15 protein-coding genes are annotated in these 19,893 nt (G+C 61.9%); 8 read left to right on the top strand and 7 right to left on the bottom strand.

Annotation, left to right across the window (positions count from 1 at the left end; genetic code table 11):
* The 6 genes from WEB06_03200 to WEB06_03175 all read right to left on the bottom strand — a co-directional run.
* On the bottom strand, positions 1-460 hold a 460-nt coding region (locus WEB06_03200), incomplete at its 3' end, for a DUF523 domain-containing protein (GenBank protein MEX2554622.1).
* Positions 448-702: a hypothetical protein gene (locus WEB06_03195; GenBank protein MEX2554621.1), complete on the bottom strand. Its 255-nt coding sequence runs from the start codon at positions 700-702 to the stop codon at positions 448-450. The genes WEB06_03195 and WEB06_03200, both read right to left, overlap by 13 nt.
* Positions 703-737: 35 nt before the next feature.
* The gene (locus WEB06_03190; protein MEX2554620.1) at positions 738-1,202 is read right to left on the bottom strand and encodes a peroxiredoxin; all 465 of its coding nucleotides are present in this window, start codon (positions 1,200-1,202) and stop codon (positions 738-740) included.
* An 8-nt stretch (positions 1,203-1,210) separates the two neighbouring features.
* Entirely contained in the window at positions 1,211-3,307 is a 2,097-nt protein-coding gene (locus WEB06_03185; protein ID MEX2554619.1) for a GMC family oxidoreductase N-terminal domain-containing protein, read from the bottom strand.
* Positions 3,304-4,779 carry an MmgE/PrpD family protein gene (locus WEB06_03180; GenBank protein ID MEX2554618.1) on the bottom strand — a complete coding sequence of 492 codons (1,476 nt, stop codon included), beginning with the start codon at positions 4,777-4,779 and terminating at the stop codon, positions 3,304-3,306. The genes WEB06_03185 and WEB06_03180 overlap by 4 nt, the downstream gene beginning before the upstream one ends.
* On the bottom strand, positions 4,776-5,786 hold the full coding sequence (locus WEB06_03175; protein ID MEX2554617.1) for an NAD(P)H-dependent glycerol-3-phosphate dehydrogenase: 1,011 nt from the start codon (positions 5,784-5,786) through the stop codon (positions 4,776-4,778). The genes WEB06_03180 and WEB06_03175 overlap by 4 nt, the downstream gene beginning before the upstream one ends.
* Before the next feature lie 136 nt (positions 5,787-5,922).
* Here WEB06_03175 and WEB06_03170 point away from each other — a divergent pair, with 136 nt between their 5' ends.
* Positions 5,923-6,567, top strand: coding sequence for a TetR/AcrR family transcriptional regulator (locus tag WEB06_03170; protein ID MEX2554616.1), 645 nt, complete (start codon positions 5,923-5,925; stop codon positions 6,565-6,567).
* Positions 6,568-6,575: 8 nt separating this feature from the next.
* On the opposite strand, the gene WEB06_03165 is transcribed toward WEB06_03170, so the two are convergent.
* On the bottom strand, positions 6,576-7,772 hold the full coding sequence (locus WEB06_03165; protein MEX2554615.1) for an alpha/beta fold hydrolase: 1,197 nt from the start codon (positions 7,770-7,772) through the stop codon (positions 6,576-6,578).
* A gap of 296 nt (positions 7,773-8,068) precedes the next feature.
* Between WEB06_03165 and WEB06_03160 the strand changes: the two genes are divergently transcribed.
* The 7 genes from WEB06_03160 to WEB06_03130 all read left to right on the top strand — a co-directional run bounded on the left by WEB06_03160 (position 8,069) and on the right by WEB06_03130 (position 19,848).
* Positions 8,069-8,488 carry a transposase gene (locus tag WEB06_03160; GenBank protein MEX2554614.1) on the top strand — a complete coding sequence of 140 codons (420 nt, stop codon included), beginning with the start codon at positions 8,069-8,071 and terminating at the stop codon, positions 8,486-8,488.
* A 110-nt stretch (positions 8,489-8,598) separates the two neighbouring features.
* Positions 8,599-9,282, top strand: a complete 684-nt coding sequence (locus tag WEB06_03155) for a transposase (GenBank protein MEX2554613.1) — start codon at positions 8,599-8,601, stop codon at positions 9,280-9,282.
* 303 nt (positions 9,283-9,585) lie between these two features.
* A complete protein-coding gene (locus WEB06_03150; protein ID MEX2554612.1) occupies positions 9,586-10,569 on the top strand; it encodes a hypothetical protein in 984 nt (327 codons plus the stop codon).
* A gap of 143 nt (positions 10,570-10,712) precedes the next feature.
* Positions 10,713-12,698: a class I SAM-dependent DNA methyltransferase gene (locus WEB06_03145; GenBank protein MEX2554611.1), complete on the top strand. Its 1,986-nt coding sequence runs from the start codon at positions 10,713-10,715 to the stop codon at positions 12,696-12,698.
* On the top strand, positions 12,695-14,077 hold the full coding sequence (locus WEB06_03140) for a hypothetical protein (GenBank protein ID MEX2554610.1): 1,383 nt from the start codon (positions 12,695-12,697) through the stop codon (positions 14,075-14,077). The genes WEB06_03145 and WEB06_03140 overlap by 4 nt, the downstream gene beginning before the upstream one ends.
* Positions 14,074-17,028 carry a type I restriction endonuclease subunit R gene (locus WEB06_03135; protein MEX2554609.1) on the top strand — a complete coding sequence of 985 codons (2,955 nt, stop codon included), beginning with the start codon at positions 14,074-14,076 and terminating at the stop codon, positions 17,026-17,028. Before WEB06_03140 ends, WEB06_03135 begins: the two co-directional genes overlap by 4 nt.
* A 42-nt stretch (positions 17,029-17,070) precedes the next feature.
* On the top strand, positions 17,071-19,848 hold the full coding sequence (locus WEB06_03130) for a PHP domain-containing protein (GenBank protein ID MEX2554608.1): 2,778 nt from the start codon (positions 17,071-17,073) through the stop codon (positions 19,846-19,848).
* Positions 19,849-19,893 lie beyond the last annotated feature (45 nt).

The following is a 19,893-nucleotide window of genomic DNA, read 5'->3' as shown; positions in this document are numbered from 1 at the left end:
CGCTGAGGACGTCGAGGCCTTCGCGCTTCAACGTCGCCGCCGTAACTCCGTCTCCGGACACGAGCCGGCCGGTGAACGCGCCGTCGTAGATCGCGCCGCAGCCGCAGGACGGGCTCCGGGCCTTGAGTACCGCGAGCCGCGCACCGCTGCGCCGGGCGGCGGCGAGCGCGGCTTCGGCGCCGGAGAGGTAGTTCGCGGTGACGTCCTCGCCGTCCACGTTGACGACGCGAGCGTTCCCGTCGAGCACGTCGCCGCCTGCGCCTCCGTGGATCTCGGCCTCCGGCCGCGGCACCGGGAGCCCGCCGGCGACCTCGGGACAGACGGTGACCGCCCGGCCCTCGGCGATCAGCTTGAGCGCCCATGTGCGCGTCTTCGCCTCGGCGGCGTGCGTGCACGGGATCCCGGCGAGACAAGCCGAAAGCAAGATGGGTTCTGCTTCGGGGAGTTTCACGGTGTCCATGAGCCGGCGCCCGGCTCCCAGTCGTGACCGCAGGCTCGGCACACGTGATGGCCGAGCTGGATCAGAAGCTTGAACGAGCCGCAATTGGGGCACTTCTCGGCTTCGTCCTTCCACGCCGGGTGCTCCTCCTGGCAGACCGGGCACACCAAGACTTGCTCACCGTCGATCACGCCGCGCGCCCACGGCGACGGAACGGCTTTGGGAGGATCCGCCTGGACGCGGCCGCATCGGTAACAGGGCACGGCCGACAGTCTAGGACGCGGTCGCGACCTTCGTATTACGAGGAGAGCCGCGCGATCGCTTCGCGCCAGCCGGTCTGGTCGCGCGCCTCGGACGCAGGGACGACCTCTTTCCAGCGCACGATGCCTTCCTTGTCGATCAAGAACGTCCCGCGCAGTCCCGTGCCGCGCTCCTCGTTCAAGACGCCGTAATCGCGCGTGACCCCGCCGTGCGGCCAGAAGTCGGCGACGAAGATGTTCGGGAACCCCTCCGCTTCCTTCCACGCCCTGAGGGCCCAACTCGAGTCGACGGAGATCCCGATCACCTCGGTCTCGTCGTTCACGATATCGGCGTTGACGTCGCGGAACGTGCAGAACTCCGTCGAGCAGACCCTCGAGAACGCGAGCGGGAAGAACACGAGGAGCACGTTCTTGCGGCCGCGATAGCTCGAGAGCTTCGTCTTCCCGCCCTCAGAGTCCCGGAGGTCGAAGTCCGGCGCCTCATGTCCCACCTGCACCGTCATGCCAGCCTCTAGGAGAAGTAGCGCGCGCCGTGGCGAACCATGTGGTCGGCCGTGCGCGTCGCGAACGCCATGATCGTGATCTGCGGATTCACCGTCGGACACCCCGGCAACACGCTTCCGTCGGCGACGAAGAGCCCGGCGACGTCGTGACACTCCCCCCACTGGCCGACGACCGACGCCGAAGGCTCGGCGCCCATCCGCGCCGTCCCGACGGGATGGAACGCGGTGAGGCGCAACGCGCCGGGACGCACGGCCTCCTCCTTCACGTCCTCGAGATCCTTGAGGCTCCTCACGAAGTGCTTCCCGGGGATCCCCGTGTACACGGCGCCTGCGCCCGCAGCGAAGAAGATCTCGGCCACGTGCACCATGCCGCGCACGAGCTTGCGCGTGTCGAGCTTGTTCAGCCGATACGTGACGAGCGGCTCACCGCGGCGCATCCGCCGCACGCGCCCCGAGGACGTGTCCGAGACGAACACGCCGGCCGACGCGAGCTTCGCGGACTGGCCGAGCAACTCCTTCGTGAACAGACCCGACCCCGGCATCGTTCCCGCGCCGATCCCCGGCACCGACGACGTCACCTCGATCATCAGATCGTGCGACTCGTGCCAGTCGTCCACGTAGAACGGCTGCAGCGTCCCTCGCCACGAGTAGACGTCCTCGGGCATCCACGCGCCGATCCCGGCGGCCGGGTGGATGCGCAGGTTCCGTCCCACCTCGCCGGAGCGGTTCCCGATCGCGTTGGCCTGCAGCAGCGCCGGCGAGTGGATCGCGCCCGCCGCGACGACGACGACCTTCGCGTTGACGGTGAGCTGCGCGCGCGGCTCGCCGCTCGACGGGTCGAGCATGCTCGCGACGACCCCACGGGCGCGGCCGTCCTCGACGATGATCCGATCCGCGCGCGTGTGCACGTAGATGCTCGCGCCGTGCTTCTGCGCCCGCGGCAGGTACGAGATGTGCGTCGCCTGCTTCGCGTCCGACGGACACCCGAACGCGCACACGCCGCAGCCACGGCACCCGTCGATGTTCCGGCGGATCGGCTCTCCGTGCAGCCCGAGCGCCTGCACGCCGCGACGGAACACGCGCGCGTTCTCGCCGAGCAGCTCCTCGGGCACCGGCTTCACGTGCAGGATCCGCTCGACCCGGTCGAAGAACGGCCGCATCGACTCGGGGTCGATCCCTTCGATGCCGAACCGGGAGCCCCACGCGTTCAGCACGCGGTCGGGCGTCCGGAAGCACGTTCCGGAGTTGATCAGCGTCGTTCCGCCGACGGCCTTGCCGAGCGGAAGCGGGATCGTCGGAACCCCCAGCGCGATCGTGGAGCCGTTCGCGCGGTAGAACCGCTGGAGCCGCTCCCACGGCGGGCCGGTGAAGTCCTTGCGCGTGAAGTAGCCGCCCTCCTCGAGGACGACGACCGACAGGCCGGCCTCGGCGAGCTCCTTCGCGACGGCGGCGCCCCCGGCGCCCGAGCCGATCACGACCGCGTCGGCCTCTTCGGTGTGATCGCGGTCGATCGCCGGCCACGACAAGACCTCGAGCGCTTCGCCGTCGCGCGGGGGGTCCTTCGTGACGCACGCGTACGTGAAGCCTATGGCGTCCTCCACCGGCGGCGTCGACGCCCACTGGTTCAAACACATGAGCTTGAGGAACGTGAACGTGTTGCGGTGCACTGGTGAGCGGCTCCGCGAGGCGCGGTCGCAGAAAGCCGCCTGCGCTTGGGGCGACAATCGCGAGAATGGGCGCAGATAGCGCGAGAACAGGCCGAGCCAATCCCACAAGCCGATGAGGCGGCTGAACCGCTTGCGAACGATCGGGTCGAAGGTCGCGAGCGCCGCGTCCACACGCTCCGCGACGCCGACGTCCGAGGCTGAGTGCGGGATCGGGCCCCCGCGCGGGATGAGCGCCTCCGCGAACGCCGCCAGTGCCGCGTAGCGGCGCTTGCTCAGCGTGCGGGGCGTCGCCGGCCGCGGGCTGGGGCTTGGAAAGTGCAGGTCCGGCTCGGGTGCCGGCTTCGGACCTGCCTGGGGGATCTGGACCGTCGGATCGACCGCCGGCGTCTGCGCTGTGGGCTCGGACGTTGGGATCGGCGCCGTGGGCTCGTCGCTCATCCGGTCAACAACGCGATCGCGGCGCGCACATCGGGAGCCGCGTCGAGGCTCAACGTCGCCTCCAGCGCACCTCCCGGATCCCCGATCACCCCGGCCGCACCACGGAGGAACTTGTCGCGGACCGCTCGATCGGTCTCCTCGTACGGACGCCCCGGCGCGCCGGCGGGGATCGAGACCTCGGCCGCGTACTCCTCGCCGGTCGTCGTCTCCAGCATGACCCGTGCCGGGAAGCGCATCTGGAAGGCCGCGAAGTCGGCGCCGTCGAGCGTGAGCCCCTCGCCGCCCGAGAAGATCTGCGCCGCATCGATCCCGAGGTCGGAGAGGCCTCCGACCTGCATCGTGAGCTCCGGATTCTGCTCGACCGTGACGCGGTCGTAAACGGAAAGGATCGCGTCCCGGTGCGCAGCCAGCACGTCCGCCGCGAGCGTCGCCGGAGAGATCTCGCCGAGGGTGAGCATCACGCCGTAGGACAAGCCGACCGAGAAATTCACGTCGACCGGCGTCAGGCGCTCGCGACTCCGGTACGGCGTCGCCATCGCCTCCATGCCTGCGGTGAACATGGTGCCTTCGACGCGGATGCGTGCCACATCGTCCGGGGCGAGAGGCCGGCCGTGCTTTCCGGCGAAGGTCTCCCGTATCTCCTCGAGACCGTCGACGGGCGTATCCACGTACGCACAGCCGGGATAGAGCTTGTACGCGAGCGAGTCGGTGACCCAGGCGGAACCGAACCCCGAGAAGACGAACGCGAGCGGTTGTGCCCCGATCTTTCGGAGCATGCCGTTGGGGTCGCCGATGATGTCCTCGGCACCGGTGAGTCCCTCAGCGGCGAGCTCGGCCGCGCGCACGCCCTCGACGAACGGCGAAGAAACCATGAGCGCCTTCGAGTCGGGCCCGAAGAACGCCGGCGAAAGAGGGTACGGCGGCTGTGCCAGCGCGATGCCGATCGCGTGCTGCATCTGGCCGGCGTCGAGCCCGAGGAGCCGTCCGGCGACACAGGCGCCCTCGAGCGCGTGGATGTACGTCCACATCTGGCCGTTGTGCGGACCGAGCAGGAAGGCCGCGCCGAGCCTTCCGCCCACCTCGTTGCCGACGACCTGGGCGGCGAGCACGTCCCGGCCTTTCGCGCCGGTCGCCTCCCCGTAGGCCAGCGCGCCGAGCACGGCCGAGTGACCGGTGTGCCCGGCGAACAGGTAGTCGTCGTAGTCGAACGCCACGGACGCAGCCGCGTTCACGTAGCAGGCGGTGTGTGTGGAGACGCGTTCCCCACCGGGGATGAGCGTCGCTTGGTCGCCGCTCCCCCACCGGCTCGCCGCGCGACGCACGCGCGTCGCCAGCTCGCTCGACGCTCCGGCGAGCACCGCGCCGAGCACGCTCGCGGATTGCAGGCGCGCACGATCGAGGACGCGGGCGGGGACGTCCTCGTAACGAAGGTCCGCAGCCCACGCGGCGATCCGCGCCGCGATGCCGGTCACGGGTTGAACTCCTCCTCGACGGTACCCGTCAGGATCTCTTCGATCGCTTGACGCGGCGTGGACTCCCCCGCCATCACGCTCGCGACCGAGCGTACGATCGGCAGGTCGAGGCGGTACTTCGCGGCGAGCGCGGCCGCGGATCGGGCGTTGTGATACCCCTCGACCGTCGTGTGCATCTCGGCCATCGCCTCATCCGGCGTCATACCTTGCCCGACCAGCCTGCCGAATCGCGCGTTGCGACCGCCCAAGCACGTCACGTAGAGGTCGCCGGCGCCGGCGAGCCCGAGCACCGTTTCGATGCGTCCGCGCATCGCTCGGGCGAGCCGGGCGATCTCGACCAACCCGCGCGAGAAAAGGAACGCCGTCGTGTTCGTCATCGCATCGACGCCGTAGGAGGTGGCCAGACCATCGGCCATGCCGACCGCGATCGCGATCACGTTCTTCAACGCCGCCCCGACCTCGACCCCGACGACGTCGTCCGATACGTACGTGCGGAAGATCGGCGAGGCGAACATCGTGGCGACCCGTCGGACGGCGATGTGATCGTCCGAGGCGCACACGACGGCCGTCGGCACGCCGTTCGCGATCTCCGAGGCGAGCGAGGGCCCGACGACGACGACGACCCGCTTCGGGTCGCCGAGCACGTCGGCCACGACACGCCCGGCCGAGCGCAGCGTCGTCTCTTCCCACCCCTTCGTTGCCACGGCCCACAGGGCCTCGGCCGAGCACGAAGCAGCGGCCTCCCGAACCGTGTGCTCGACCCCTGCGGTGGAAACGGCGAGCACGACCACCTCGGCCTTGGACAGCGGAACGGACCACGCGTCGTGCTCGAAGAGCTCGGCCTCGGGGAACGGGACGCCGATCCCAGGATGGTCCTTCCCGGCCTTGTGGGCCTCGACGAAGGGGGAATCGTGGTCGGTCGCGAGTATCGCGACCTCCTGGCCCGCGCGCTTGAGCTGCACGGCGAGACCCGTGCCCATCGCACCTGCGCCGACGACGGCAAGCATCGATCGGGAGTCTACTGTCCCGGCGCACGCTGGTCGTAGTCGGCGGACCGGGGCGCCCAGGGACCGGTTCGGGTGGGGATGGAGTTTCTCACACTTGGACCGCTCAACACGCCGAAACCGCTACGATGCGCGCACGATGGCGAAGAGAGCCGAATATCTGGGGCCCGAACGCCGGCGTCCGCTCGTCCTCGACGCGGCGCTCGAGATCTTCGCCGAGGGTGGATTCTCCGACGCTTCGATGCAGGCGATCGCCGAGCGGGCCGCGGTCTCCAAGGCGGTGCTCTACGACTGCTTCCCCGGCGGGAAGCAAGAGATCTACAACGCGCTCCTCGAACGCGGCGAGCGCACCTTCATCGAGCACATGACCGCCACGCTAAGCCGCACCGCGAAGCTTCCGGTCGACGAGGGCCTGTACGAAGGGATCTCGGCGTTCCTTGAGTACGCCGAGCTCCACCCCCATTCGTTCCGCGTGATCTTCGGCGACGCGGGCACGCGGGACCTCGAGGTGGTCAAGAGCGCCGAGCGAACACGCGAACGCATCATCGAGATGCTCGGCGCTCGCACGCGGGACGTGATGCGCCGCGCCGGTGCCGATGACTTCCCGCTCTACGACATCTTCCCGCGAGCGATCGTTGCGGTGGCCGAGGAGATGGCCCGGTGGCTGATCCGCAGCCCGGGGGTCGCGCGCGAGCCGGCGGTGCAGGTCGTCGTCACCTGGATGATGAAAGGTTTCGAGAAGCTCATCCCGAACGAAGCTTGGCGCGGCCCCCGCTCCGTCTGACCGCCACCCTACGCGGCCGAGCCGAGGAAGTCCTTGACCAGCTCGTGCGTGGTATCCGGGTGCTCGAACTGGGGCACGTGTCCGCAGTCGTCGATGACGAGGCTACGGGCGGACGGCAGAACCCGCTCGACGTGGCGCGAGAATCCCGAGGGAACGAGCCGGTCGCGGTCGCCCCACAAGAAGAACGCCGGCGTCTCGAGGCGCTCCAGGCGAACCCAGAAGCCGCGGTCGCCCGCCGGCTCGTCGAGGTAGATGTTGCGCATCGACGCGTAGAGCGCTGCGCGGCCGCGGGGGTTCCGGAAGACGCGGAGGAACTCGTCGGCGCCGGCCTCGTACCAGGACATCGGCAGGCGCTCGGGACGAGCGAACATCGCACGGACCGACCGCACCACGAGCCGGTGCGGCAGCCGATGCGGCAAGAAGCCGAGCTCCGGCCTGAGCAGTCGCACGATGGGGACGAACTCGCGACGCTTGATGAAAGCGACCGCCGGACACAGAAGCGTGAGGCTCCGAACCCGATCGGGTGCGTGCAAGGCGACCTCGAGCGAGATCCTCCCGCCCATCGAGTTCCCGATGAGGTGCGCGCGGTCGATCTCGAGCGCATCCATGAGGTCGAGCGTGAACCGTGCGAAGGTCGGCGCGTCGTAGCGCGCGAGCGGCTTCGCCGTGTCGCCGTGCCCGAGCAGGTCGGGAGCGATTACGCGATGTCGTTTCGAAAGGGCGAAGAGCGTGGGCAGGAACGAAGCCTTGGTGGCACCGAGACCGTGGAGAAGCAGCACCGGATCTCCGCGTCCGGCTTCCAGGATGCTCACCGGAAGGCCGCCTGCGATGACGGCACGGTCGGTCGGCGCCTCGGGAGGCCGTGGGATGATCGGCTCGAACATCGACTCCAGGCGAAGAGCCAGTCCGAGATTGCCCCGTACGGTCACGCGGCCGGCCAGGAAGGCCTCCGCTCCGGTGATGAGTCCCGTGTTGACGTCGACCAGGGTCTGGGCGTCCGAGGAGATCACGGCGTCCGGACGATCGGTTCCGCCGATCCCGACGGTGAGCCTCCCCTCCTGGACCCGCAGGGTCCAGCGCTCCTCCGGCGTGGCGAGCACCACCGACGCCGTCAGATCACGCGCCCGGTCGAGCCGGACGCGACCCGTCATCTCCAGCAGAAGCCGGCCGAGCTCGACGGTGGAGCGATGCTCCGCGTGCGCCATACCATTTCAACGCTAGCCGACCCATCGAGGGAACGCCCCCATCATCCGGAGGGTTCGTCCTCGGCCGAAGGGACTAATGGGACCGCAGCGGTTCCTGTAGGAGACTGTTCCCGAGCCGCCGGCAGGAGAGCACTGAGAGGAACCGGACCGCGAGTCCTACGCCTAGACAGCGCTCCTGCCGGTCGCTGGGGAGATGGACGGCTGGTGGGGTGTCGTGCCTCGAGCACTGATCCATTAGGTCGCTGCTGGTCTCCTCTGGCTCAACCGTCCGGTCCTTCCCCGGAAGGGAGAGCACCGTGAAGTTCCTTGGCATCGACTGGGCCGAGGCACACCACGACCTGTGTCTGGTGGACGAGCCGGGTCGCGTGCTGGCCAAGGATCGGATCCCCGACGGCATCGAGGGCGTCGCGAGGCTGCATGTCATCGTCGCCGACCACGTCGGTGATGACGAAGAGCTCGCGATCGGCATCGAGCTCGATCGTGGTCTGCTTGTGGGTGCGTTGGTCGCGGCGGGCTACGACGTCTACGCGATCAATCCGCTGTCGGTCGACCGTTACCGGGATCGGCATTCCACCTCGGGCGCGAAGTCCGATCCTGGCGACGCGAAGCTGCTGGCCGACATCGTGCGCACCGACCGGCACACCATCGCCGCGTCGCCGGCGACTCCGATCTCTCCGAGGCGATCAAAGTCCTGGCCAGGGCGCATAAGGACCTGATCTCCTCCCGGACGCGCCAAGCCAACCGCCTGCGCAACCAGCTGCGCGAGTTCTATCCAGCGGCGCTGGATGCGTTCGGTTCGGATCTCGCCGACCGCGACGCACTCGCCGTGCTCGAGCGCGCGCCCTCGCCGAGGCTGGGACGGCGTCTGTCGGAAAAGCAGATCGCCGCGGCGCTTCGTCGGGGCGGACGTCAGCGCAACGTCGCCAAGCGTGCGGCGGAGATCGCCGAGGCGTTGCGCTCGGAGCAGCTCCAGGCGCCGGCGGTGCTGGCAGACGCCTACGCTGCGGCGGTGCGGTCGAACGTCGCGGTGCTGCGCGAGATCGTCGAGCAGGTCGCCGTGATCGAAGGGCAGCTGCAAGCCTCTTTTAGGAGCCACCCGGACGCCGAGATCTACCTCAGTCTCCCAGGACTCGGCGATGTCCTCGGCGCCCGGGCGCTTGGCGAGTTCGGCGACGACCGGACCCGCTACACCGATGCTAGAGCACGCAAGGCCTACGCAGGAACCGCGCCCATCACCAAAGCCTCCGGAACAAAAAGAGTGGTGCTGGCTCGGTTCGCCCGCAACACCCATCTCGCCGACGCCTGTCACTTGTGGGCGTTCGCGTCGCTGACACGCTCACCCGGAGCCCGCCGCTACTACGACACCCTCCGAGCCCGCGGAAAGACACACCACAAATCGCTCCGCCAGCTCGCGAACCGGCTCGTCGGCATCCTCGACGCGTGTTTACTCAAGCAAGAGCTCTACCGCGAAGACTTCGCTTGGCCCACCTCGCAGGAGGTCGCCGCTTGACAGCTTCCAGACGTGGGATGTCTAGGCGCTCCAGTATTCGAGAGCATCATGCGGATTCTGAAACGCAGAGTAGAAGACAGATGGCCTTACGGCGAGCACTTGCGCGTTCGAGCCATGCGTCTGCCCGTCCGACTGAGGAAGCGCCTTGTTTCTAGGGGCGAGAAGTGACCCCCAAGACTCGCGAAAGCGAGTCTCTTCTTGTGCGCGCGGAACGAGCTCAAGGCCCCGCTGAAAATCCTCGTTCACGAAACGCGGTCGTTCTAAACTTGATACTCGAAGAGAAGTTCTTAGATCGGAGTGCTCATGAGCTCAAACAAGCAACAGAGAAAACCCAAGCCGGTCGACGATGCGGACCGGCTGCTTGCGCCGGAGAACTTCGCTGAGCTCAACAAGTACTTCTACATGATGAAGCCGTTTCAGTACTTCGACATGCGCCTAAAGCTGCTCATGTTGATGACGAAGCCCGACGACATCGATCCCATCTTTGCCCAAGGGCTCACGGTCGGTGGTCTCAAGGTCTATCGGGAGGAGGAAGGCGAACTGGGCGATGAAGACAGCGATCGATACAAGAAGTTCGTCGTTGTGGATGCAGCCTTCTTGCTTCATCACGTCAGCGAGACGCTGCTCCGAATGTACCTTGTCCATGAGGCGATGCCGCGGTGCCCATGGCTCGAACTCTCACGCGAGCGAAACTTCGCTAGATTCAAGTCGAAGTTGAAGAAGCGTTTCGTTGATCTCGACTTCGATGAGGCGCGGGCTCGGCTCCCGCGTCTGTTCTACGGACATGAGAAGCGCGAGGATTTTTCCGGTCCACCGATGCCAGAGGCAGAGTGGAACGATGGTCCTGCGAACATCGAGTCGTTCCTTCGCTACCTCGCGCGTCTGCTGCTCGACGATGCAAACGTGTACAACGCCGCGAAACATGGACTCGCGCTGATGGCCGGCGAGTCGATGTTCAAGCTCGGAGACGGAAAGATCGTAGGAGCCGAGGGACCGTCGATCATGTTCCTCGAAGTCCTGAAAACCGCCAACGGCGGGTCGCGTTGGAATCAAAGCACGAAGTGGGTGAACATCGATGAGGCTCTCCCCTTCGTTGCGATGGCTAATGAGTTGTTCAAGCAACTCTGGAACGTGGCACGCCTCCGCTATGTTGGCGGCGAAGGAATCAGAATCGGTCTCTTCGCGAAGCCCAAAATAAGCGACATCATCAAGCGAGCGTTCGTCACTGACGACTTGAAGATGGAGCTGCTCTACTACGTCGACGCCGAGGAGCCAGCCGAGGTCTGATCGGCGCAAGAATTCAGCTTCCCCTTGAATCGAACGTACGTTCTCTCTATCATCGAAGCAGCGCGTTACGGCTCCGTGCCGACGATGTCGCACCCGATCTGTATTCTGCTGAGCGGTCGTGAACGTGCGCGCAGAGGAGTCACATGAACGAAAACCAATACAACAAGATCGTTAGCTTGATTTGGGGAATCGCTGACGACGTACTCCGCGACCTCTTTGGTAGAGGCAAGTACCGCGATGTCATCTTGCCGATGACCGTGCTCCGCCGTCTCGACGCTGTTCTTGAGTCGACGAAGCAGGCGGTACTCGACATGAAGGCCAAGCTCGACAAGTCGCGGATCACGAACCAAGATGCCGCCCTCAGGCAAGCTGCCGACCAGGCGTTCTACAACACGTCGAAATTCACGCTGCGCGACCTTCGTTCCCGCGCAAGCCAGCAGCAGCTCCGCGCCGACTTCGAGGCATACCTCGATGGATTCTCTCCGAACGTGCAAGAGATCCTCGACAACTTCGAGTTTCGTAACCAGATTCCGAAACTATCGAAAGCGGACGCACTCGGTTCTTTGATCGAGAAGCTTCTCGATCCCTCGATCAACTTGAGCCCGAATCCGGTACTCAATCCAAATGGTTCAGAAAAGCATCCGGGTCTCGACAACCATGGGATGGGCACCGTGTTCGAGGAGTTAATACGTCTCTTCAACGAAGAGAACAACGAAGAGGCAGGTGAGCACTGGACCCCGCGCGATGCCGTCAAGCTCATGGCGCGACTCATCTTCATGCCTATTGCGGACAAGATTGAGTCTGGCACTTACCTTCTCTATGACGGTGCGGCGGGAACGGGCGGCATGCTTACGGTGGCCGAAGACACTCTTCGCGACTTGGCTTCGCAGCACGGAAAACAAGTCGCAACGCATTTGTACGGCCAGGAGATCAACGCAGAGACCTACGCAATCTGCAAGGCGGATCTGCTACTCAAGGGTGAAGGTGAAGCGGCTGACAACATCGTGGGCGGTCCCGAGTACTCAACTCTTTCGAACGACGCCTTTCCGTCCCGCGAGTTCGACTTCATGCTTTCGAATCCCCCGTACGGCAAGAGTTGGAAGACGGACCTGGAACGCATGGGAGGCAAGACTGGAATCAGGGACCCGCGGTTTCTGATCGAACGTTTTGATGACCCTGAGTACTCTCTAATCACTAGATCGAGCGACGGTCAGATGCTCTTTCTGGCAAACCTGCTGTCGAAAATGAAGACGAAAACGAAACTTGGGAGTCGGATAGCTGAAGTACACAATGGCTCATCCCTTTTTACCGGGGATGCGGGTCAAGGAGAGAGCAACATCCGTCGCTGGATCATAGAAAGCGATTGGCTTGAAGCAATCGTGGCGCTACCCCTAAACATGTTCTACAACACGGGCATCGCGACGTACGTCTGGGTATTGAGTAATCGCAAGGCTGAGAATCGCAAAGGAAGCGTGCAATTGATCGACGCCACGCGCTGGTACAAGTCTCTCCGAAAAAATCTTGGAAAGAAGAACTGCGAATTAGCGCCCGAGGATATTGATCGCATTACCAGTACCTTCATGGATTTCAAAGAAACCGAGGAGTCTAGAATCTTCCCCAATGAAGCTTTCGGGTACTGGAAAGCTACCGTTGAACGACCGCTGCGGGTGAAGGGCATCGATACGGAACGTGCATACACACCGAAGGAGATCAGGGTGTTAAGAGAGACTGGGGAGCGGGATGAAGCCGCGCCTCCAGTAATAAAGAGGATTCACAAGCCTGGCAAGGTCGAACCTGATCCCATTCGAGGTTTGTTTGAAGCCACGATCGCAGGCAAGCTGAGTGTGGTCGAATACGAACCGGACAACGACTTGCGTGATTCGGAGCAAGTTTCATGCCTTGAAGAAGGCGGGGTCGAAGCATTCCTTCGCCGCGAAGTGCTTCCTCATGACGCTAAGGCCTGGTATGACTCGGCAAACGTCAAGGTGGGCTACGAAATCCGCTTTGCTCGCTACTTCTATAAGCCGCAACCTCTCCGCACCCTCGAGGAGGTTCGGGCCGACATCGTCGCGTTAGAGAAAGAAACCGAGGGACTTCTTGACGAGATCGTCGGGGAAGACCTGCGATGATCCGAACCATCAAGCCCTATCCCGTCTACAAAGACTCGGGTTCGCCGTGGCTTGGGAGAGTGCCTGAGCACTGGGAAATATGGCCGGTCCGGAGACTGTTCCGAGCCGTGACGAGACACGATGTCGACGGTACTGAACCTAAGATGTCAATGTCTCGCCATCACGGTCTGATTCGCAGCGCTGCGCTTGGTAAGGCGGGCTCAACGGCGCAATCGGTCGCGTTCTCGGTTGCCCATCCTGGCGATTTGGTAATGAATAAGTACCAGGCACACGCCGGATTGTTCGCGTGCGCGGTGGAGCGCGGGCTCATAACTGCGAACTATTCAGTGTTCGCTCCCACGGCATCTGCGAATACTGCTTTCTACGCCAGCCTCTTCGCGTCGGAACCCTACAAAGCCGCCTTTCTTGCTGAGAGCTACGGTGTAGGCGACGGCATGATGCCCCTATATACAAAGGCATTTTATCGTGTCCCTTCGGTGGTGCCCTCGCCCAGTGAGCAACTGAATATCGTCCGGTTCTTGAACCACTTGAGGCATCGGATTGAAAGTTACATCCGCGGGAAAAGGCAGTTGATCGCGCTATTGAACGAGCGCAAGCAAGCCATCGTTTATCGCGCGATCACGCGTGGTCTAAGCGGTTCTAAACACCTGCGACCTATGCTGTCGACGCCGGTATTTGGAATTAGCGCTGAATGGGACACTGCGCGACTCTGGACCCTTGCCCGAATTCGTTCCGAGAGAAATGCCTCTGGTCTGGATCTTCTTTCGGTCTTTCTTGGCAGAGGCGTGATCCGTTATGGCGAAGGAGGAGGGCAAGTCCACAAACCGAGTCTCGACCTGTCCAACTACCAGGTTGTTCACGCCGGCGATCTGGTTCTCAACAATCAGCAGGCCTGGCGGGGGTCAGTTGGAGTTTCCGCATATCACGGAATAGTCAGCCCAGCCTACGTTGTACTCGCTCTGAGCAGTGGTCTTGATCGACGTTACGCGGACTATCTGTTCAAGTCGCGGGTAATGGTCGCTCAGTTTGTAACGTCATCCAAAGGTGTCGGCGATATCCAACGCGACATCCATACGCCGTGGCTCAAGAACGTCCGAGTGCCTCTTCCTCCGTTACCGGAACAGACAGCGATCGCCTCACATCTTGATCGCGCATTCGAGAAGCTGGACCGCCAACTATCTTTTTGCGAACGAGAGATAGAACTGCTTCGAGAGTATCGGGATCGTCTTATTGCCGATGTCGTCACCGGCAAACTCGACGTTCGCCAGGCGGCAAAGGAACTGCCCGAAGCGTTGGACCAGCCGAACCATGCGCTGGAGGACGATGAGGACGAGAATCTCGGCGAGCTTGAAGAGGGCCTGGAAGAGGTCTCGGCATGACGACGGATACAAGCGAGAAGGGGCTTGAGACTCTCATCGTCGAATTCATGACATCAACGCATGGCGGTTGGTGGCTCGGCGATCCGCGAGACTACGACCGTGAACACGCCCTAGACCTCGTCCACCTCAGACTGTTTTTCGGCGACACGCAGCCAACGGTTCTTGAAGCTCTTGACCTCAAGAATGATTCGCCGACACGGCAGAAATTCCTGACGCGACTTCAGGGAGAGATCGCAAAGCGCGGAGTCATCGACGTTCTTCGCCGCGGAATCGACCATGGCGCACATCACATCGACCTCTTCTATGGAACACCCTCACCGGGAAACATCAAGGCCGTTGAACGTTTCGAGGAAAACCGATTCAGTGTTACTCGACAACTTCGTTACAGCCGAGACGAGACACAGCTTGCTCTCGACCTTTGCCTCTTCATCAACGGCCTTCCCATCGCGACCTTCGAGTTGAAGAACAATCTGACGAAGCAAACCGTCGAGGATGCTGTTGAGCAATACAGACGCGATCGCGATCCTCGCGAACTTCTCTTTCAATTTGGGCGCTGCATTGTGCACCTCGCGCTAGATGACCAACTGGTGAAGTTCACTACACACCTGCAAGGCAAGCGATCTTGGTTCCTTCCTTTCGATATGGGCTGGCAAGACGGCGCCGGCAATCCCCCGAACCCCGAGGGTCTCAAGACCGACTACCTCTGGAAGAAGATTTTCAGCCCTCACGGATTGACCGACATCCTGGAGAACTACGCACAGGTGGTTGCGGTAAAGGACCAACGAACGGGGAAGAAGAGCTCGACTCAGATCTTCCCTCGGTATCACCAACTCGACGTTGTCAGGCGATTGCTGGCCCACGGTGGCGAGCGCGGGGCGGGCCATCGATATCTGATTGAGCACTCGGCAGGAAGCGGGAAGTCCAACTCCATCGCGTGGCTCGCGCATCAGTTAATCGGGTTGGAGCGCAAAGATAGGAAGGTTTTCGACTCGATAGTCGTCGTAACAGATCGCGTCCTTCTGGACCAGCAGATTCGCGACACCATTAAGCAGTTCGCTCAAGTCAGTTCAACGGTCGGACATGCCGAGCGATCCGGCGACCTGAAGAAGTTTCTCGCCGGAGGAAAGAAGATAATCATTACGACGGTTCAGAAGTTCCCCTTCGTCCTGGACGACATCGGCAAGGAGCACCGCGAGCGAACGTTCGCCATCATCATCGACGAAGCACACTCCAGCCAGGGAGGCAAGGCCTCGGCTGCAATGAGCACCGCACTCTCCGAGGTTGGTGCCGAAGAACAAGACGAAACCGTCGAGGACAAGATCAATCGGATCATGGAAGCGCGCAAGATGCTTCCGAACGCAACTTATTACGCGTTCACGGCGACGCCGAAAAACAAGACGCTTGAGCTATTTGGCGAGCGCAAGCCGGAGAACGACAAGGCGAAACATATACCGTTTCATAGCTACACGATGAAGCAGGCCGTGCAAGAGGGTTTCATTCTCGACGTGCTTAAGAGCTACACGTCGGTGAACAGCTACTACAAGCTGGTGAAGACGGTTGAAAGTGACCCGGAGTTTGACGCGCGACGGGCCAACAAGAAGCTCCGTCGTTACGTCGAGAGCAACGATCATGCCATCCGCTTGAAGTCGGAAATCATGGTCGATCATTTTCACGACCAGGTTCTTGCGCTGAACAAGATCGGTGGCCAGGCCCGCGCTATGGTCGTTACAAGTGGCATCGAACGCGCGATCCAGTACTACTTTGCTTTCCGCGACTACTTGGGGGAACGGAAGAGCCCGCTCAAGGCGATCGTTGCGTTTTCCGGCGAGCACGAGTTCAGAGGAACCAAGGTCACGGAAGCGTCTCTAAATGGGTTCGCAAGCCGAGACATCGCAGACCGAATTCAGCAAGATCCGTACCGCTTCCTCATCTGCGCAGACAAGTTCCAAACGGGCTACGACGAGCCGTTGCTCCACACGATGTACGTGGACAAGCCCTTAAGCGGCGTCAAGGCTGTGCAGACGTTGTCGCGCTTGAACAGAGCGCACCCCCAGAAATACGACGTGTTTGTCCTTGACTTCATGAACGACGTCGAGACGATCGAAACCGCCTTCGCTCCCTATTATCGAACGACGATCTTGAGCGACGAAACCGACCCGAACAAGCTTCATGACATACGAACTGAGTTAGATCAAAGGGAAGTGTATTCGCAAGTGCAGGTTGACGAGTTCGTCAGCCTCTATCTGGGCAACGCCGACCGCGATCAACTCGACCCGATCCTCGACGCTTGCGTTGCAACCTACAACGAGCAACTCGACGAGGACGCGCAGGTCGAGTTCAAAGGCAAAGCCAAGACCTTCACGCGAACTTACGGATTCTTGGCCGCAGTCCTTCCCTTTTCGAACGCTGACTGGGAAAAGCTCTCGATATTCCTCAACTTCCTCGTTCCGAAACTTCCCGCGCCCAAGGAAGAGGATCTCTCTCGCGGCATCATCGAGACGATCGACATGGATAGCTACCGAGTCGAGAGGAAGGCGGCCATGAAGATCGTGCTACCCGATGAAGATTCAGAGATAGGACCCGTGCCGACCTCTGCCGGCGGGCGGAAGCCAGAGCCCGCGATCGACACGCTGTCTAACATTCTCAAGGCGTTCAACGACCAGTTTGGGAACATCGAGTGGAGCGATACCGATCGAGTCCAACGGCTAATTACGGAAGATATCCCTTCGAGAGTCGCGGCAGATCGTGCCTACATCAACGCGCAAAAGAATAACGACAAGCAAAACGCGCGCATCGAGCACGACAAGGCGCTCGGGCGCGTGATGAATGCAGTCCTCAAGGACGACACCGAGCTCTTCAAACAGTTCAGCGACAACGAATCGTTCAAGAGGTGGTTGTCTGATTCAATCTTCGCCGTGACCTACGACACCAGCGGCAAGGAAGCTTCGTGAGGGCAGTCCAAACCGAACGGCAATTCAGTGACGCGCTGGGCCTTGAAGGCCAGAGTCGTCAGCAAGCGAGCGGACTCCCATGAGAAAGAGGAAGACCCGATGACGCCCGCACCCAAGAAGGCTGCCGGCAAGGGCGACGTGGCGTCGAGCACGGGAGCATTCGATGACGCCCGTGCAATACTTTCGCTGTCCAGTGGAGCGATCTTCCGCATGGTAGACCTCCACGTTCATACTCCCGCGTCACCCGACGTGAACGCAAAGTGGAAGGATGCCAAGCCTTCAGATGTTGTCGAACACGCTCTCAAGAAGGGAATCGATGTCATCGCGGTTACCGACCACAACTCCGCCGACTGGTGCGACTCCGTCCGGGAAGCGGCTAAAGGGACCCAACTGGCAGTGTTCCCGGGCGTTGAGATCTCCACTAGTGAGGGGCACCTTCTCGGAATCTTTGACCCAAAGACTGCTGCCCAGACGATCAAGGAACTCCTGATTCGCTGTGGCATCTCGCAGGCGGATTTCGGTAGGCCTGAAGTCCTAGCGTCTGGTCGTATCGACGAGATCGCTAAGAAGGTAGAAGAAGCAGGCGGTCTCGCGATTGCCGCGCACGTGGATCAACCAAAAGGCTTCTGGAGAATGACCGAGGGATCTCGAACTCGGCGCAACCAGATCTACGCTTCGCCAAACATTGTTGCGCTTGAAGTTGTGACCGCTGAGGCGTTGGAACAATTTCGAACGTTAGATGTTGGAGATGCGAGGCGGTTGCCGTGCATCCAAGGATCTGACTGCTGGCCAGAGAACAGCGACTCACACCACGTCGACGGGATCGGGGGCCGGTACTGCTTAATCAAGATGGATGACCTGTCGGTTGACGCATTGCGTCAAGCGCTCCTCGACCCGGCTCTTCATGTCTGTCTAGCGTCTCAGACCAGAGTCGAGCCGTCCGCGGTGATCGAGGGAGTCTCCGTAACCGGGGGCTTTCTTGACGGGCAGCGCTTCCGTTTCAACGACAACATCAGTTGCCTAATAGGAGGGACGGGCGCGGGCAAATCGCTCACCCTTGAACTCATTCGATTCGCTCTCGACCAACAGACTCCCGCGGCGGTTCTTCCGAACATAGCGGACGATGTGAACCTGCTCCTCGGCTTTGCCATGGGAGACGCGGCAAACGTTCGGGTCCTTGTTAGAAAGAGCGGCGAGCGGTATCTGGTCGAAAGAGCTTGGCAGGCCGGCGAAGCCTCCGACCCAGTCGTGTATCGCTTGGGCGAGAACGATGTTGAATTGGTGGATGGACCTGTTCATCTACCTAGCTTCTTACCAATCAAGGGGTTCAGCCAAGGCGAAGTAATTGAACACGCACGCGAGCCACTGGCTCGCCTGTCACTAATCGATGACTTGATCGACACCGATACCGAACGCTCCGCCATCAAGAATTTCAAGTCTCAGCTGAGAGAGAACGCGAAGAGCATCATCGAGACAAGAAAGAAAATTGAAAACGCAACCACGCAGGTGAAAGAGCTCCCAGGTATTCAAGAACAGATCAAAGCTCTCTCTCGCTTCTTTGAGGACCCAAAAGTCAAGGGCCACGCCGGCTGGTACAAAGAGAAGGACGCTTTTCAAAACGCAAGCGACCAAGTCGCCGAACTACTCGGGGCTATCGATGAAGAGTTTCCACATCCAGATTCCGACTGGACTATCCCCGCGGCGACCCCAAACACCGAAGCCATGGGCAAGCTGCGTCGTGTCGAAGAGGACATCGCCAAGGCAAAGGAGAAGCACAAGTCCGCCTACCACAAAGACGTGACTGACCTCATGAAGCAGATTCAAGACTTGCACTCGACGTGGAAGCCACTGTTTGAGAGTGCCGAACACGAGTATCAGCGACTCCTGACGGAGCTCGACACTGACGGCAAGGGTCTTGCCTCGCTGAGCCAGAAGCTAAATCGGCTAAGAGAAAAGGAAACGCAACTCCTTCGGACAGCCAAACAGATGGACGAGAAACTGAGCCCGCAAGTGAAGACCCTCGAACATGAGCGAGAAGGCCTCCTCGACAAGCTGCAGACGGCGCGTCGTGCGATCCGTGGAAAGCGTACCTCTAAGGCAAAGGAACTGACTGACCGCCTTGACGGACGAGTCCGTATTTCCGTGCGTGGAGACGCTGATGACCGGGCCTTCATCGAAGCCCTAAGCGCCATTCGTGTTGGTTCCCATATCCAGGACGGCGAAGTTAAGGCGATGGCGAAACGTCTTCATCCTGTGCCATTCGTGAAGTCGCTCCTAACGCAGGACTTCGACACTCCCGCCCAGGAGTCAGATCTTGCCCAAGGCGTGTTTCAGCGACTACACGAGACCATTCACGAACGCAATCGTCTCGGGGACCTCTACGAACTCCAACTAGTCGATCTCGAGGATGGCGTGCGGATACAGTTCGCTGTTGAGGAACAAGAGTACCGAGACCTGGAAGCCTTGGCCCATGGCCAGAAATGCACAGTGGTGTTAATGGTCGCTCTCGCGCAGGGTGACGCCCCTCTCATCGTGGATCAACCGGAGGATGCACTGCACGCGCCGTGGATTGAGGAATACATAGTCGCGCGCTTGCGCGGCGACCGCGGGGCGCGTCAATGCCTCTTCGCAACCAGAAGCGGAAACGTTCTCGTTTCTGCGGATGCTGAGCAAGTCTTGGCGATGGATGCAGACGCACACGCCGGGCGAGTCACGAAGACGGGTGCTCTGGATAGGTTCGAAACACGCGAGCTTGTTCTTTACCATGTTGAAGGCGGCCGCGAGGCCTTCGAGCGCCGAAAGCTCAAGTACGGATTCTGAACGTCTCCACGACGAGGACAAACCGCATGCAGGACTTGTCGGGGA

The sequence above is a fragment of the Actinomycetota bacterium genome (genome assembly GCA_040905475.1).
Classification (GTDB): domain Bacteria; phylum Actinomycetota; class AC-67; order AC-67; family AC-67; genus DATFGK01.
This window is presented reverse-complemented; position numbering and strand designations above follow the sequence as displayed.